The sequence below is a fragment of the Streptomyces sp. NBC_01450 genome, assembly GCF_036227505.1.
In the GTDB taxonomy this organism is placed as follows: domain Bacteria; phylum Actinomycetota; class Actinomycetes; order Streptomycetales; family Streptomycetaceae; genus Streptomyces.
This window is the reverse complement of sequence record NZ_CP109482.1, coordinates 95547-110148: the sequence shown is the minus strand read 5'-3', so window position 1 is coordinate 110148 and position 14602 is coordinate 95547. Positions and strand designations below refer to the sequence as shown.

Here is a 14602-nt window from a genome sequence, read left to right as displayed (position 1 = left end):
GCAGACCACTCGGACATGGTTCATCTGTCGGGTGGCCGGCGGCCAGCGTGCGCCCGCCCACCGTGTTCGCCCATGCGTCGGCCGTCGGGTATGAGCGATAACGCGGTCTGGTGTGCGGCCGGGGCCGGACGGTGCTGCGGGCGGTGAGGGTGTTGCTGTCGCTGCATGGCCTGTCACCCGCGCAGATCGCCGTGTTGGTGGCGTACGACCCGGCCACCGTGCACCGCTGGTTCGGCCGTTTCCACGCCTGCGCATGCCCACGTCTTACCCGGCGACCCGCTCGCCCGTCGGTCCGACCGCGAACCACTTTCCGTCGACACCCTGGCCGTTCAGGTCTCCGGGCTTGGTGTCCCCCGCGAAGCGGTAGACCGGCGCGCCGCCGACCGTGAGCTGCACCTGGCCGTCCTCTCGACGGATGGCGCCGACCTCCTTGCTGTCGACGCCCGCGAGGTAGACGTTGCCGTTCTCCTCGATGGTGACAGGCGGCCACTTCGCGGCGCAGGTGTCGTCGCAGTGGGAGTGCTTCGGGTCGGCGTTGTCACCGTCGAATCGGTAGAGCGCTGCCTGGTTGATGTTGATCAGGTGCGAGGCCGAGAACGGCTGCGAGGTGACCGCCGACAGCTGGACCCATTTCGGCGGGGCCTCCTGGACGGCCGCGCCCACAACAGTGCCGCCGGTACCGGTCAGGCCCGCGTCCGCGGCCGTCTTGTCCACGACCTGCAGCGCGGTGTTGCCCGCGCCGGACGCGGCTTCGGCCGACGGTGAGGAGACGGCCGGTGCGGAGGCGGCGTCGCCGATCGAGATGGTCTTGCCGCATCCGGCGAGGCTTGCCACACCACACAGGACCACCGCGGTGGCGACGACCGCGCGACGTACCGGACCACGTGAGGCGGCTGAAAACGGGTGAGGAGAGGTCATGACCCCTACACGGGGATGAGGTCAGCCGGAGTTCACCGTTCGATGGAAAAAGCGATTGAACCTTTCGGGCCGCTCCGGCCGTGTGACGGCTGAGGCCGGTAGCGGCGGAGCACGAGGGGATCGGCATGGCAGACGACGTCTATGTACCAGGAGACGAGCTACAGCAGGCTCAGCAGATGCTGGACCTCGTCCACGACCAGATCGACATCGGGCACCACACCTTCGACTTCGACGCGGCGTTCGGTCGCGAGCTCTCCCGCGGTGCGGCCCAGCACTTCGAGAACAAGTGGAACGACGGCAAGAAGCAGCTGAAGAAGCAGATCACAGGGATCAGGGACGCCATCGGCAGCATCCTCGACTCGATGAACAAGACCGACCAGGACGCCGTGAGCAACCTCGACAACGGAAAGGGCCGTTAGTGAACACCGCGCATCGCTTCCTGCTCGACATACCCGACCTGTGGAACACCGTCGACCTGAGCGGGGAGGAACTGGCCAGGACCCGAGCCGCGGCTCTCGCCACCACCGACGACCCCCGCGAGAAGGCCCGGATCAACGACATGTTCCGGCAGGGGCGCGAAGTCAGCCGGGCCGCCCGGCGCCAGGGCGCACTGCTGGCCGTCGGCACCGCGACGCTCTACGACGAGGGTCTGTTCATGGCCTACGGGATGGTCTTCGCCGTCACCACGCCCGAAGGATCAGAGCTGACACTGCCGGTACTCTCCGCGCAGCTGGGCACCACGTCCGTCGGCGGCGGAGCACCCAAGGACCGGGTGATCACCTCCGTGAGGATGCCTCACGTGGGCACCGTGGCCCGCGTCACCGGCACCGAGACCACCCGGCTCACCGGGGACATCGACGTCCGGCTGCTCACCATGCACACGATGATGCCGGTTCCCGGCCGCACCGAGGACTTCCTCGTCGTCACGCTCGCCAGCCCCAACCTGCCGCTGACGAACGAGGTGTACGACCTCTTCGACGCCGTCACGAGCACCTTTCGCTTCGTGTCCGGGGACGGGACGCCACTGGCGCCGGCCGCCGCCTGACGCGGCTCACGGGGAACGATGCGAAGGGCGGCCGGGAGAGGATTCCCGGCCGCCCTTCGCGTTGTCGCCTGCCGGGGCCTCAGACCTCGGCGCCGGAGAGGGGTACCTGTACGGACACCAGCGCGCCATCACCGAGGTGCAGCAGGCCACGGCCGGGCTGGGGCGCCTGGCCGACGACGCCCCGGGTCAGCTTGACGCCGATGACCTCGCCGTCGGCAAGGTTCTGCGGCGACAGCAGCATGCCGGTCCGGTTCCGCTTCACCTGGCCCATCCAGCCGGCCAGGCTCAGCGACAGCGACTCCGCGTTGCCTGCGGCCAGGACTCCCCAGCCGCTGCCCGCGCCGCCGCGGGCAAGCAGCGCCAGGTCGCTGTCGATGTCGGTGCCCATGAGCAGTTCGGCGTCGTCCACGATGATCACCGCGTTGTCCTGCTCGATGTTCCCCAGGACGTCGCGGAACTCCTGGACCGTCACCTGTGCGTCGGTGATCACTGCCGCCACGCCGTGGCGGCCCGCCAGGTCGCGCAGCGGCGACCGGCGTGGCGCGAGCACCACCAGGCCCGCGCCGTCCGCCAGCAGGGAGTGCGCTGCGGTGAGCAGGACCGTGCTGCGGCCGGTGCGCGGGGGCCCTGCGACGACGAACGTCGGTACGTCGGCCAGATCGGGACCCAGTGAGGTGAGGGTGTCACCGCCGACGGCGACCAGCGGGCGCATCGGACCGTGCCGGTGGTGCAGGGCCAGTGCCTGCCGGTAGCTGATCCGGTCCGGCAGGACGTCCAGGCATAGCGCGCGACGTTCGCTGGTCAGCTCCGCCTCGCGCTCGGTGAGCCGGCTTCCCAGATCGGCGAGGTACTGACTCTGGGCCGCGCCGGAGAGGTCGCCGGTGAGCACCGCGATCTGGACCTCGGCGAGGTCCAGGGTGCGGATGCCGCGACCGGGCGCGGGGTCGGTCGGCGCGGACTTGGTGGGGATGCCGACCGACGAGTAGTCCTGGCGGTCGTTGAGTTTGAGGACGATCTTGTCCTCGGTCGTCCCGGAGAACCGGCTGCCGCCCAGCACCCGGTCGCCCGCGAGCACCACGTGGATGCCCACGCCCGCGCCGTCGCGCAGCAGCCTGACCATGCGCTCCATGAGGCTGCCGTTGTCGTACGCGGTGAACTCGCGCTCGAAGACCTCGAAACGGTCCACCAGCACCACGATGTGCGCCAGTCGCTCCCCGGGGGGCTGCGAGCGGCGCAGTTCGGCGAGGTCGGCCGCGCCGCGGGAGCCCAGTACGCCCTGACGCGCGGTGATTTCGGCGTTCAGCCGGTCCAGCAGGCGGCTCAGCCGCTCCACCTGGTTACGGTCGACGACCGCACCGCAGTGCGGTAGGGCGGTCAGCGCGTTGAGCGCCCCGTTGCCGCAGTCCACGCCATAAATGTGGACATCGTCGGCGCCGTGCGCCTGGGCCAGCGCGGCCGCCAGGGTGCGCAGCGCCTGCGACCGTCCGCTGCGCGGTGAGCCGATCAGGTGCAGGTGGCCCGCCCGGTCGATGTCGAACTCCAGCGGAGCGCGGGTCTGCCGGGCTGGCAGGTCCACCATGCCGTACGCCACGGACGGCAGCCCGGCCTCGCGCTCCGTGGCGGGGGCGGGTGCGGGCGAGGCGGTCCATTCCAGCACGTCCGGCAGCGGTGGCAGCCACGGGCTCGGCTGGCGCGGCACCTCGGCCAACCGTGCGGCCTGTGCGACGGCCTCGGTGAGCACTGCGAGGTCGGTAACCGTCTGGGTCTGCGCCGGCCCCGAACCGCCTTTGCGGGAACGGCCGCTGGGCAGCGGGCCGCCGAGTTCCCGCCAGCTCACCGCCTCGGCCCGGACCGGCGTCTCCGTGCCCTCCGGGACCGTGCCGTCCGGCCGACGGCCGCCGACCCGTCCGGCCTGGAACGGCAGCAGGGCGGAGGGGCCGAGCCGTGCGTAGGCGCGGCCGGGGTTGGCGGTCGAGATCTCACCGGAGTCGGGCGCGTCGATGATATCGCGGCTCTCGGTGGTGTCCGTGGTGCGCAGGGCGATGCGCAGATTGGTGTTGGCCCGGATGTCCGGAGTGACCGCGCCACCGGGACGCTGGGTCGCCAGCACCATGTGGATGCCGAGCGAGCGCCCGCGCTGGGCGATGTCGACAAGGCCCGAGATGAAGTCGGGCAGTTCGCGCACCATGGACGCGAACTCGTCCACGACCAGCACCAGGCGGGGCATCGGCGGCAGTGCGTTGCCACCGCGCGAGCGCTTGTCGAGGTAGTCCTCGATGTCCTTGGCGGCCGCACCGGCCAACTGGGTCTCACGGCGGCGCAGTTCGGCGCCGAGGGAGACCAGGGCGCGCTCCACGAGGTTCGTGTCCAGGTCGGTGACGAGGCCCACGGTGTGCGGCAGGTCGGCGCACTCGGCAAAGGCGCTGCCGCCCTTGTAGTCGACGAGGACGAACGTCATCTCGTCTGGCCGGTTCACCACGGCGAGCGAGGCGACCAGGGTCTGCAGCAGCTCCGACTTGCCGGAACCGGTGGTGCCGGCGATCAACGCGTGCGGCCCGTCGCGGATCAGGTCCACGGAGAAGTCGCCGTCGTAACCGGTGCCCAGCAGGGCGCGGGTGCTGCGGCCGCCGAGCGACCAGCCGGCGACCACCGCCTCCGCGGTAGGCGGTTCGACGTGCAGCAGGTCCAGCAGGCGCACCGAACCAGGCAGCGCGCTCTCGTCGCTGTCCCCTACACCACGGAGCGGCGCCAGCGCCCGCCCCAGGTGGTCGTACCAGGTCGCCTCGGGCGAATCGGTACGCACGTTCTCCAGAGCGGCGCCAGTACCGGTGCGCACCCGGGACGTACTAGGCGCGCCCGTGCCGGTGACGACGACCGCGCCGCACTCCTCGGGCAGCAGCCGTTCCTCGCGGTCGATGCACAGCGTGTGGACCCCGACCGAGGGCCCGTCGCGGAGCAGGGCGATCACACCTGGCAGCGACCGCGCCCGGCGGGCCTGTTCCAGCACGACCAGGATGTCGGGGTAGCCGTTGACGCCGCCGCGTACCAGGTCAGGTCCCGCCGCCATGCGGGCCGCGACGATCTGGCCCAGTTCGCCGATACGCCGGGCCAGCGAGTCCACGGTGCTGCCCACCAGCACGTAAGCGTCCTCGCTCTGCGCCTGAGTGTGCGGCAGCCAGCGGGCCCAGGACCACGCCGTCTCTCCGTCAGGGCTGGCGAGCACGACGATCCGCAGGTCCGCGGGGCTGTGCAGGGCGGCGGCCTGGGCGGTCAGCCAGCCGGCCAGGCGGTCCGCGCCGGGGCCTGCCAGGCCCGCGACGCCGGCGCGGCGCAGCGCGATGGGGACCGGCACCTGGTTGAGCGGCGCCACCGTGGTACGCCGGTGTTCGTCCTGCGTGGGGTCCTCCACGCTCACCGATGAGGGCAGATCGGCGGTGCCCACCCGCATGGAGAGAAAGTCCGGGTCCTGCCAGCGGCGTTCCCACAACCGCTCGGACGGCTGGTCCGCCATTCGCAGCAGCGAGGCCGGATCGGGCAGGGAGAGACGCAGGCCGTGCTGCTCGTCGAGGACGGCGCTCCCGATGTCGGCCCTGACCCGCTCGGCCGCCGCCTCGTACTCCTCTTTCTTCTCCTCGTACTTCAGCATCGCCTGCTTGCGACTGCCGAACTGGGTGAACAGCGCGGCCAGCGGGGACAGCAGGGCTATGAAGACGAAGGTCCAGCTCTTGGTGACGAAGATGGCGATGGCGGCGCTGCCGGCCGGCAGCAGCAGGATGGGCAGCAGCGGGATGGGCCGCTTGTCGGGTTTGACGGGGGGCGTGGGCAGACGGAATTTGCCGCCTGCCCACGCCGGCAGGAAGCGTGGCGGCCGGTTGAACTCCAGACCCAGGCCGTCCGCTGCCGGGGTCAGCGGTGCGGTGGCCAACTCGCGGGAGGCAAGCTCCAGCAGAGTGTCACCGACGGCGAGCTGGCTGCCCTCGCGCCACACCGTACCGTCTGCCGCGGGCTTCCCGTTGAGCAACGACTTGCCGACGGTGAGCAGTTCGGCACCGCCGTCGAGCCGTACCCGCACGCGGGCCGCGAAAGCGGTCACGTCCTCGGCCAGCCGGATGCGGCAGGCACGGTCGCTGCCGATGTCGTAGTCGCCGGGGACGAGCCGGAAGACCGTTCCCGCGCCCCGTCCCGACACCAGCCGGATCTCGGTCCGGCCCTCGGGCTCGGACGCCGCCGGAAGGGCGGCGTCGAGCCCGAGGTCCATACCGTCCCGGACCCCGGCCGCCTGCAGGGTGGCATCGGGGTCGATCTCCTCCGCGCCGATGAACAGGGCGGGCCCCCGCGTTTCCGCCCCACCGGTCCCCCTGTGGTCGACGGCCCGCGCGAGTTCTGCCGCGAGGCGGCCCGCGCGCGCGGACGGCTCGGTGTCGACGACGACGGTGGTGGACACCCCCTCAAGATGGGGGGCACGGACGCTGACGTTCAAACGCACGATGCATCGTCTCTCTCATGAAGGAGCGTGGGTCGGAGACCGGGTCGATGTCAGCTCAGGTTCGAACCGAGCTGGTCGTCGGTCTGCGAGAAGGCGTCTCCGACGGCGCGGACGTACTGACCGATGCCCTGCAGGCCCTGGTTGACCTGGTCGAAGCCCTTGGCGAACTCGTCGAAGAACGGCGAGAACTTCTGCTGGGCGGCAGGGGTGCTGTAGCCGTTGGCAAGCAGGTTGGAGATCTTGCCCTTGACCTCGTTCAGCTTGTCCTGCAGCTGGGAGAAGTCGTTGAGCAGCGCCTGCGAGGTCGAGGCGGTCTCTTCAGAGTTCACGCGAAAATCGGGCATATCGGTACTCCTTGACGAGTGGACGACAAAGGCTGTCGTCATGTGAGTGAACAATCCGTCCCCCGCGGGGACGGAAACCTGTGGAGGCGGCCACTGGCTGCGGCCGACGACCGCCCCTCAGGGAGTCGTCGGGGAGGCCGGTAGGGGTATGTCTGCGGGGTGTGTTGTCGCCGGTCGTACGGGTGGGGGCGTGGTCGGTGAAACGGGGGAGGGCGGTAGGGGTATGTCCGCGGGAGCAACGGGTCGGGGGACGGGGGTGTGCGTCCCGGGTCCGCCGGTCACCGGGGCGGTCGTGCCGCCGCCCCCGATGCTGCCCTTGATCGGGATGCCGTCGATCTTGCGGCCGACCCCCGCGATGCCGATGGGCCCCACGCCGATCTTGGGCGCCGCGTTGGCGATCTCCCCGGCCGCGACCTCGTTCGGGTCGCCGCCCTCGGCGACTCCGACGCCGATCTTCGCGCCGACCGCCGCACCCTCCTCGAGGACGCCTCCCACTTGGTCCGAGATCTTCTTGCCGATCGAGTCGTCGATCGAAGGCTCGGTGGTGTCCCCGAACCGGCCCCCGGTGCCGGGCTGGACCTCCGAGTTGCCGCGCGCGGAACCGATCTTGCCGATGACGCCCTTGAACCCGATGCCGGCAGCGGCTCCTGCGGCGGCTCCCGCGAAGACGCCCGCAGCGGTGATCTCGTCGTGGTTGGCGGCCTTGGCAGCCGCCTCTACCGCGGAGTTTCCAAGGAAACCGCCGGTGAGGTCCACCACCACATCCAGCGTCTTGTTGTTCTCCAAGGTTTCGCTGATCTTGCTGATCGGTCCGTTAATCTTGGTGAGTGCCGAGGAGTTCTTGATCGCCGCGACCGCTCCGGGGGCGATCGCCTCAAGCGCCTTGCCGCCGAGCTTGAACAGGGACCCGCCCGGGATCAGGCCGACCAGCCCGGTGATGAAGTCACCGGCCTTCAGGCCCCCTGCCTGACTCGCCACCACTTGGTTGAAGACGAACAACGCCGCGCCCAGCAGTGCCCCGACGACCGGGAAGAAGACCGCCACGACGGCGATCAACGCGGCCAGCAGGATCTGGACGAATGGGAAATCCTTGAAGAAGTCGGCGATCTTCTGGAAGATGTTCCGCTCCGGAATCGCTTCCGAGGCGGCCCTGTCCAGAGTGTCGGCGCAGGTGCGCTGGGCCGACTCGCGCATCTGCTGTGCCTGCCTGGCCAGGCTCTTGGCGGCGGACAGCTCGTTCTTGCCGGCGTCGATGCCGTCCTGGACGGCGCGGGCCTCGGACCGCTCCTGATCGGTGGGGTTCTCCCCGAGCGCCGTCGGCGTCTGGTTCGCCTTCGCGGACGCGGCGATGGCCTGATCCACTGCCCGGTCGAAGGTGTCCTGCGCCTCCTGCAACCGGGGGATGTAGTCGGTGTAGGCCTGGGCGGCGTCGTGGTAGGAGGTCGCCGTCTTGTTGAGCTTGTCCGGGAGGTCGTCGCCGATCTTCTCCCGGAGCTTGTCCATGGCCGACCCACGGCCTTGGGAGATGGTGCCGTCCTTCTTGAGGATGCCGAGCGCCGTCTGGGCCGCGTCACCGATGTCCCGGTACCGATTGACGATGTCGCGGATGAGTTCGGGATCCCCGGGAGTGGGGTCCCGGTCGAGTCCGACGAGGTGAAAGTCCTCGCCACTCGCGTGCCGGCGTCCCATTGGTGACCCCCCTGATCCGTTTTTCGTGACCTGTGTTGCTTCTGACACGTCACTGGCCGGGGAAGGAGTTCATATTTCCTTTCGAACCCTTGCCCAGGGCTGCGCCGTGTAGGGGGTGACAGGGCCGGGACGCGGGATCCGGCTCGCCCGACGAGTGACATGGGTGGAGACGATGAGAGACGGCGTCAGCGCCATACAGCAGAGCCGGCCGAGGAATGCCAGAACGGGTGCCGTCCGCGCGGCGGCACTGGGGCGAACCGCCGCTGTGGTGCTGCTGGCACTGTGGGCGGTGCTCGGCACGCTTGCCGCCCAGGCCATGGCGGTCGGGACGGGTGACCAAGTGGTGAAGGTCTTCGTCGTACCGGACCCGGCGCAGGACGGGGGTGTTCCCGCCACCTTGCAGTCCGTCGCCTCCAGCACTCTGGGCGATGCCGGTCGGGCCGGTGAGATCTTCGACCTGAACCGCGGCCTGGCCCAGGCCGACGGCGCCGTCCTCACCAGTGAGGACGAGCAACTTCACCCCGGCTGGATCCTGCGGCTGCCGCAGGACGCCGCGGGCCCCGACGTGAAGCTGGCCCGGGACACCGCGAGCCAGGGCGGCTCTTCCGCGCCCTCGGTCGGCGGAGGCACGAACACGACGGTCGGAGGCAGCGCCGCTGTCACCATTCCGCTGCCCGCCGCTATTGCGGCCGCCGTCGCCGTGCTGCTCGCCCTGGTGACCGTGGGCATCGTCGGCCGGCGGCGGGTGCGTGCCGCGTCGGCTGTCATGGGGCACGCGGTGCGCCGACTCGGCGGCGGGGTCGGGCGGCGGCGTCGGCTGGCGGCACGCCGCGCGGTCAGCCAGCGCTTCGCGGCCGACGCAGGTACCGTGCGCCGTGCCTACGCTGCCGTCGCCGGAATTTCCAGCACCGGGGCCATCCCCGGGCGGCCGGTGCACGCGCTGCGGGTCGACGAAGCCGGCGTGACAGCCTGGCTGGCCCCCGGCGACGCGCCGGGCGCACCCTGGGCTCCGCTGGATGGCGCGCACGGCACCCGCTGGCGGCGTGCCGCCGCCCACAGCCACGAGCCCCGGACCACGGACAGCCGTGCGTGCCTGGTCCGGGTGGGCGTGGACGCGGACGGCGAGGCCGTGCTGTACGACCTGAGTCGACTGGACGGGGTGTTGAGCGTGACCGGCGACTACTCCGTCGCTCGCGACGTCGTGCACGGACTGCTGGAGGAGGTTGCCCGCAGCCGGCCCGGCACCCCGGTCACCGTCCTGCACAGCAGCGACCACAGGCCACCGTTGGAGCTGCCCGCCGGGCTACAGCCGGTTGTCCGCGTCGAACAGCAGGGCGAGCCAGTACGGGACGCCTCGCGCGAGGAGCGCGGGACGGTGCGTGGCGCGGCCGCCCGCCGCCCGGTGAAAGGGCTGGTCGTCATGGCCGGTACGCCGACCGAACGCGAGGCCACCGAGCTCGCCGCACTCTGCGGCCCCGGTGGGGCCGGCTGGACGGGCCTGGTCTGCGGCGAGGTGGGCGGCGCCCACTGGCGCTGGCGGGCCGAGGCGGACGGCGTCGTGGACATCCCTGTGCTCGGGATCCGGCTCACCGTCCCGGCCTGAACACTGACTGCTCAGCATCGCGGTACCGTTGCTGAGCCTTTTCCATCCGCGATCTGACACGGCAGCTGTAGTTCCCTGATTGGCAGGGCATCGCGGCTGGTCAGGTCGTTGCGGTGGCGGTGATGTTGTTCCATCTCCGGTGGGCTTCGGCTGCCTGGTATTGGTGGTGACGGCGCCAGGCGGACCAGTGCAGGAGGTGGTCGCGGTCGCGTCGGGGGCGGGGCAGGGCGGTGATCCTCAGGAGTCGGAGCGGTTCGCGGCCGCTGGGCGGGACGAGTTCGCTGCCGGGGGTGGTAGCCGTGGTGGTGCGGGCGTGGGTGACGGCCAGGACGGCGGCGGCGAGCATGCTGATCAAAGTCCAGCGCATCCAGGAGTTCCAGCAGGTGGTCTGGCCTTGGTCGAGGCCGCAGACGCCCTTGGAGGTCTGGAAGTCCTCCTCGACGCGCCACCTGCAGCACACCACATCCACAAGATCGGCCAGGGTGACGGGAGTGGTCGAGTGGCAGCGGTAGAAGGAGAGTTCACGGGTGTAGCGGTGGCGGCGGACCAGGACGGTGGCGTGCCCGGGCCGGTGCCCGTCGGGGGTGTCGTCGGGGTGGATGCCGAGCATGGCCCAGTCGTAGTGGCGGTCGCCCTTGAGGCCGTGGCCGGTGCGCAGGCGCATCCAGTTCTTCTTCGGGACGCGGGCGGCGAGCTGGGTGACGGTCAGGCGGCCGATGGCGGTGTCCACGCGGTGGTCGGTGCGGACGGCCAGGGCGTAGTCGAAGTCGAGTGCGCGAGCCGTGCGGCGCAGTTCCTTGCCTCCGTAGACCTCGTCGCCGGCCAGCCAGCGGGCCTTGATGCCCAGGTCGCGGGTGCGGGCGAGCAGGGCGGCGGCCAGTTGCGGCTTGGTGGCGAACACGACGTCGTCGGGGACACCGGTGAGCAGGCGTCGTTCCTCGTCAGCGGCCCACTCGGCGCCGAGGTAGAGGGCCCGGTCGATCGGGGCGTGTCCGTGCCGGCTTGCGTAGGTGAGGTGGACGGCGACCTGGCACAGACCGATACCGCCCAGTGCTCCGGAGTATTGGCGGGCCGCGCCGACGCAGTCCGTGGAGGACTTCTCGTCTCCGGTTTCGTCCACGATCAGCACCGCGTCCGGATCGGCGAGTTCACCGGCGGCCCAGGTGGCGATCCGGTCCCGGGCCAGATCATGGTCGACGGCGGCACGGGAGAGCCGGTGCGGCCCGCGGTGGCCGAGGGCCTCGGCGAGTGTCCAGCAGTTCCGCGTGTCCAGCTCCATCAGCATCGCCTCGGTCATCTCCCGTACCACAGCGGGTGGTTCACGGCGCTCGAAGCAGTCCGCGATCTCCTCGGTCACCGCCCCCAACGCCGCCGTCCATGTCTGCTCGGCTATCGTGGCCTCTGCGGCCACCTGGTTCTGAAACGTCGTCACAAACGTTCATGATCAAGGTGGCCGTACTCATGCCCGCAGGCACCCCGCCATCCCGCTGACCAGCCTCAACTCACGAGGCAGCCACATCTACAGCTGCCGTGACTGAGGGGCGGTGATGCGGTGTCAGGCGGTTCTTGACGGTCGGGTAGGTTGATCTTGTGTCCTCCGCCCCGCCGCCGCCCTCGTACGAGGAGCTTGCCGCGCTGGCAGTGGAGTTGAAGCTGTTGGTGACCGCCCAGGCGGCGACGATCGCGGAGCTGACCGCGAGGAACGCCGAGCAGGCGGAGCGGATCGCGGAGCTGGAGCGGCAGTTCTCATCGGACTCGCACAACTCCTCCAAGCCGCCGTCCAGTGACGGGCTGCGCAAGAGGCCCGCGCCGAAGTCGCTGCGGCAGCGTTCGGGCCGTAAGCCTGGTCGGGCCAAGGGTGATCCGGGCGGCCGAATGGAGCAGGTCGCCGATCCCGACGTGATACTCGATCACCATCCGGCCGCCTGCGGCGGCTGCGGGAATGACCTGGCCGGTGCGGTGAGCACGGGCTATCGGGCCCGGCAGGTCTTCGATCTGCCCAAGATCGCACCGGAGGTCACCGAGCACCGGCTGCACCGGGCGGTCTGCGGCTGCGGGCACACCACCTCGGCCACAGCACCGGAGCACGTACCGGCCGCGACCGTGTACGGGACGTGAGTGCGGGCCGCGGTCTGCTACCTGTCGGCCTACCAGCACCTTCCTGCCAAGCGCCTGGCCGAGGCGATGGACAGCCTGTTCGGCCTGCCCCTGTCCACCGGCACCGTCCTGTCCGTCCTGGCCCGCGCCCACGACGGGCTGGCCGGCTTCGAGGAGCAGGTCAAGGAGCATCTGACCGCCGCCCCGGTCGCACACGCCGATGAGTCGGGGGTGCGGGTGGCGGGGAAACTGCACTGGCTGCACGTGATGTGCACCCACCTGGTCACCTTCTACGGCATCCACACCCAGCGCGGTCGTATCGCGATGAACGACCTCGGCGTGCTGCCCGCCTTCACCGGCACCCTGGTCACCGACGCCCTGGCCTCCTACACGGTCTACGGCAACAGCAAGGCCCTGTGCGGTGCGCACGTCCTGCGCGAACTGATCGCCGTCACCGAGGACACCCGTCATGACCCCACCTGGGCGACCACCATGATCCAGGTCCTTATCGAGGCCAAGACCGCGGTCGCCGACGCGGTCGCGGCCGGACAGGACGCTCTGGCCGCCGATGTACTGGCCGGCTTCCAAGACCGCTACCGGCACGCGGCGTTGTGCGGGATCGCAGCCAACCCGTACTCCGGCACCGGACCGAGAGCCAAGGCCAGAGCCCTGGCCGAGCGGCTGCACGACCGCACCGAGGAGTACCAGCGGTACATGACCGACTTCAGTGTCCCGTTCGAAAACAACCAGGCCGAGCGCGACCTCAGAATGATCAAGACGCAACAGAAGGTCTCCGGCTCCTGGCGGACCCCGACCGGAGCGAGGCGTTTCGCCCGGATCCGCTCCTACATCTCCACCGTGCGCAAGCACGGCGTCAACCCCCTGACCGCCCTACGCGACCTCTTCACGGACGGCCATGGATGCTGCCCACAACCAGCTGAAACCCCTAAACAGTTACGCTTTGCTCCCCCCTTTGCAGGGCTTTCGACACTGGGCTTCGACGCCGGGCGTTTCCCCCGACGCCGCCAGTCTGCTACCGGGCCTCCTGGCAGCTACCCGGACCGGACTTCCACCGGCAGGCGACAACGAGCTTACGACTCAAGATCAACTACAACACGAAGACCTCCGAGTCTGCTGGGCGCGCGAAAGATCGAGGCTAACAGGAATGAAGCTCGGACTCGGCAGCTGTAGTTCTTGATCGTTGACGGATTCGTGCTGGTGAGCGGCCTGATGGGGTGCCCGCGGGAACGAGTACGGCCACCGCGATGATGATCGTCTGTGACAACAGATCAGGACGCGGTGGCCGTGGGCGCCACGATAGCCGGTGGGGTGTGGAGCGAGTGTTTCAGGGCGGCGATGGCGGCGGTGGCCGCCTGCTTCCCGCGACGGGAGTCGCGGCTGCTGGCCAGGGACATGGCCGAGGCGATGCTGACGGGGCTCGAGACCCGCAACTGCTGGACGCTCGCTGAGGCGTTGGGGCACGCGTCGCCGTCCCGGCTGCAGCACTTCTTGTCCCGCGGCGTGTGGGATCACGACGCCGTGCGCGACCGGACGGCCACCTGGGCGGCCGGTGAACTCGCGGATGACGACGCCGTGTTGATCGTGGACGAGACGGGGGACGAGAAGTCCTCCACCGACGCCGTCGGGGCGGCAAGGCAATACTCCGGTGCGCTGGGGGCCCGTATTTCAATAACTGTCAGCGACGGGTTTCCGCGGGGGTTGTTCGGGCGTGTAGCTGTTCCAATGTGCGGGCGGGTGATCCGGGTATCGGCGTGACGAGGATCCGGTGCAGGTCCAGGAGCCGTTTTGCGTCCTGGTACTGGATGGACAGGTTGGTGCGGTTGACGCCCAGTAGTTGGGCCAGGAAGGTCATGGTCACCGCTCTGCGGCGGCGCAGGATGGCTGCCAGGAGCCGGTGGGTGTGGTCCACGCTGCTGGTCTGCGGGTGTCGGTAGCTGCGTGGGCGGTGGAAGCGTCGCTGGAATGCCGCCTCGGCCATGGCGTCCCAGAAGGGTTCCGAGACCGCCACCAAATGCTCAAAGGCGGTTCGTGACATGCCGGTCAGGGCTGGATCGGTGAGCATCATGGTCAGAGCCGGGTCGGTCCGGTGAGTGGTTGCCGGCGCGTCGGGCGTTCGCGGTGGCTCGGGAGACAGTGTGTAGTTCCAGTCGCCGTGGAAGGCGTTGGGTGTGATCGGAAGGGTGTGGAACTCGGCGGGTGTGACGCTGATGCCGAGGTCGTAGCTGCCGGTGTCCAGTTCGGCCCCGATGGTTAGGCCGGTCTTGGTTGTTGTGGCGGCGATGGTCTCGAGGACGACCTGGTAGCTGGTCAGCGGTCGCCCCCGCCAGTTCGCGGTGATGTGGCAGAACATACGATGCTCTATTTTGTTCCATTTCGAAGTTCCGGGACAATGCCGTTGC

11 protein-coding genes and 1 pseudogene are annotated in these 14602 nt (G+C 69.9%); 6 read left to right on the top strand and 6 right to left on the bottom strand.

The genetic code is table 11. The features are described from left to right. Positions 1-264: 264 nt before the first annotated feature. Entirely contained in the window at positions 265-834 is a 570-nt protein-coding gene (locus OG568_RS59870; protein WP_329538406.1) for a hypothetical protein, read from the bottom strand. A 209-nt stretch (positions 835-1043) separates the two neighbouring features. Here OG568_RS59870 and OG568_RS59865 point away from each other — a divergent pair, with 209 nt between their 5' ends. Continuing rightward, positions 1044-1337, top strand: coding sequence for a hypothetical protein (locus tag OG568_RS59865; RefSeq protein WP_329538405.1), 294 nt, complete (start codon positions 1044-1046; stop codon positions 1335-1337). Continuing rightward, positions 1337-1963, top strand: coding sequence for a hypothetical protein (locus tag OG568_RS59860; protein WP_329538404.1), 627 nt, complete (start codon positions 1337-1339; stop codon positions 1961-1963). The genes OG568_RS59865 and OG568_RS59860 overlap by 1 nt, the downstream gene beginning before the upstream one ends. A 79-nt stretch (positions 1964-2042) precedes the next feature. Here OG568_RS59860 and OG568_RS59855 read toward each other — a convergent pair whose 3' ends face one another. The 3 genes from OG568_RS59855 to OG568_RS59845 all read right to left on the bottom strand — a co-directional run bounded on the left by OG568_RS59855 (position 2043) and on the right by OG568_RS59845 (position 8482). Next, positions 2043-6407 (bottom strand): FtsK/SpoIIIE domain-containing protein, encoded by a 4365-nt coding sequence (locus OG568_RS59855; protein WP_329538403.1) that lies wholly within the window; start codon positions 6405-6407, stop codon positions 2043-2045. A 92-nt stretch (positions 6408-6499) separates the two neighbouring features. Further along, complete coding sequence (locus OG568_RS59850) at positions 6500-6778, bottom strand: WXG100 family type VII secretion target (RefSeq protein WP_329538402.1); 279 nt, start codon at positions 6776-6778, stop codon at positions 6500-6502. Positions 6779-6910: 132 nt separating this feature from the next. Beyond that, on the bottom strand, positions 6911-8482 hold the full coding sequence (locus OG568_RS59845; protein WP_329538401.1) for a putative T7SS-secreted protein: 1572 nt from the start codon (positions 8480-8482) through the stop codon (positions 6911-6913). Positions 8483-8645: 163 nt separating this feature from the next. On the opposite strand from OG568_RS59845, the gene OG568_RS59840 reads away from it, so the two are divergent. Then, positions 8646-10085, top strand: a complete 1440-nt coding sequence (locus OG568_RS59840) for a hypothetical protein (RefSeq protein ID WP_329538400.1) — start codon at positions 8646-8648, stop codon at positions 10083-10085. Positions 10086-10185: 100 nt separating this feature from the next. On the opposite strand, the gene OG568_RS59835 is transcribed toward OG568_RS59840, so the two are convergent. Beyond that, positions 10186-11517, bottom strand: a complete 1332-nt coding sequence (locus OG568_RS59835; RefSeq protein ID WP_329538398.1) for an IS701 family transposase — start codon at positions 11515-11517, stop codon at positions 10186-10188. A 158-nt stretch (positions 11518-11675) separates the two neighbouring features. On the opposite strand from OG568_RS59835, the gene OG568_RS59830 reads away from it, so the two are divergent. From OG568_RS59830 to OG568_RS59820, 3 genes are all read left to right on the top strand, one after another. Next, positions 11676-12203 carry a DUF6444 domain-containing protein gene (locus OG568_RS59830; RefSeq protein WP_329538396.1) on the top strand — a complete coding sequence of 176 codons (528 nt, stop codon included), beginning with the start codon at positions 11676-11678 and terminating at the stop codon, positions 12201-12203. Then, on the top strand, positions 12204-13373 hold the full coding sequence (tnpC, locus tag OG568_RS59825) for an IS66 family transposase (protein ID WP_329538395.1): 1170 nt from the start codon (positions 12204-12206) through the stop codon (positions 13371-13373). Between the two features lie 165 nt (positions 13374-13538). After that, the gene (locus OG568_RS59820; protein WP_443078019.1) at positions 13539-13958 is read left to right on the top strand and encodes a transposase; all 420 of its coding nucleotides are present in this window, start codon (positions 13539-13541) and stop codon (positions 13956-13958) included. On the opposite strand, the pseudogene OG568_RS62050 reads toward OG568_RS59820, so the two are convergent. After that, a pseudogene (locus tag OG568_RS62050) lies at positions 13859-14589 on the bottom strand (ISAzo13-like element transposase-related protein); the annotation flags it as partial. The gene OG568_RS59820 and the pseudogene OG568_RS62050 overlap by 100 nt on opposite strands. Positions 14590-14602 lie beyond the last annotated feature (13 nt).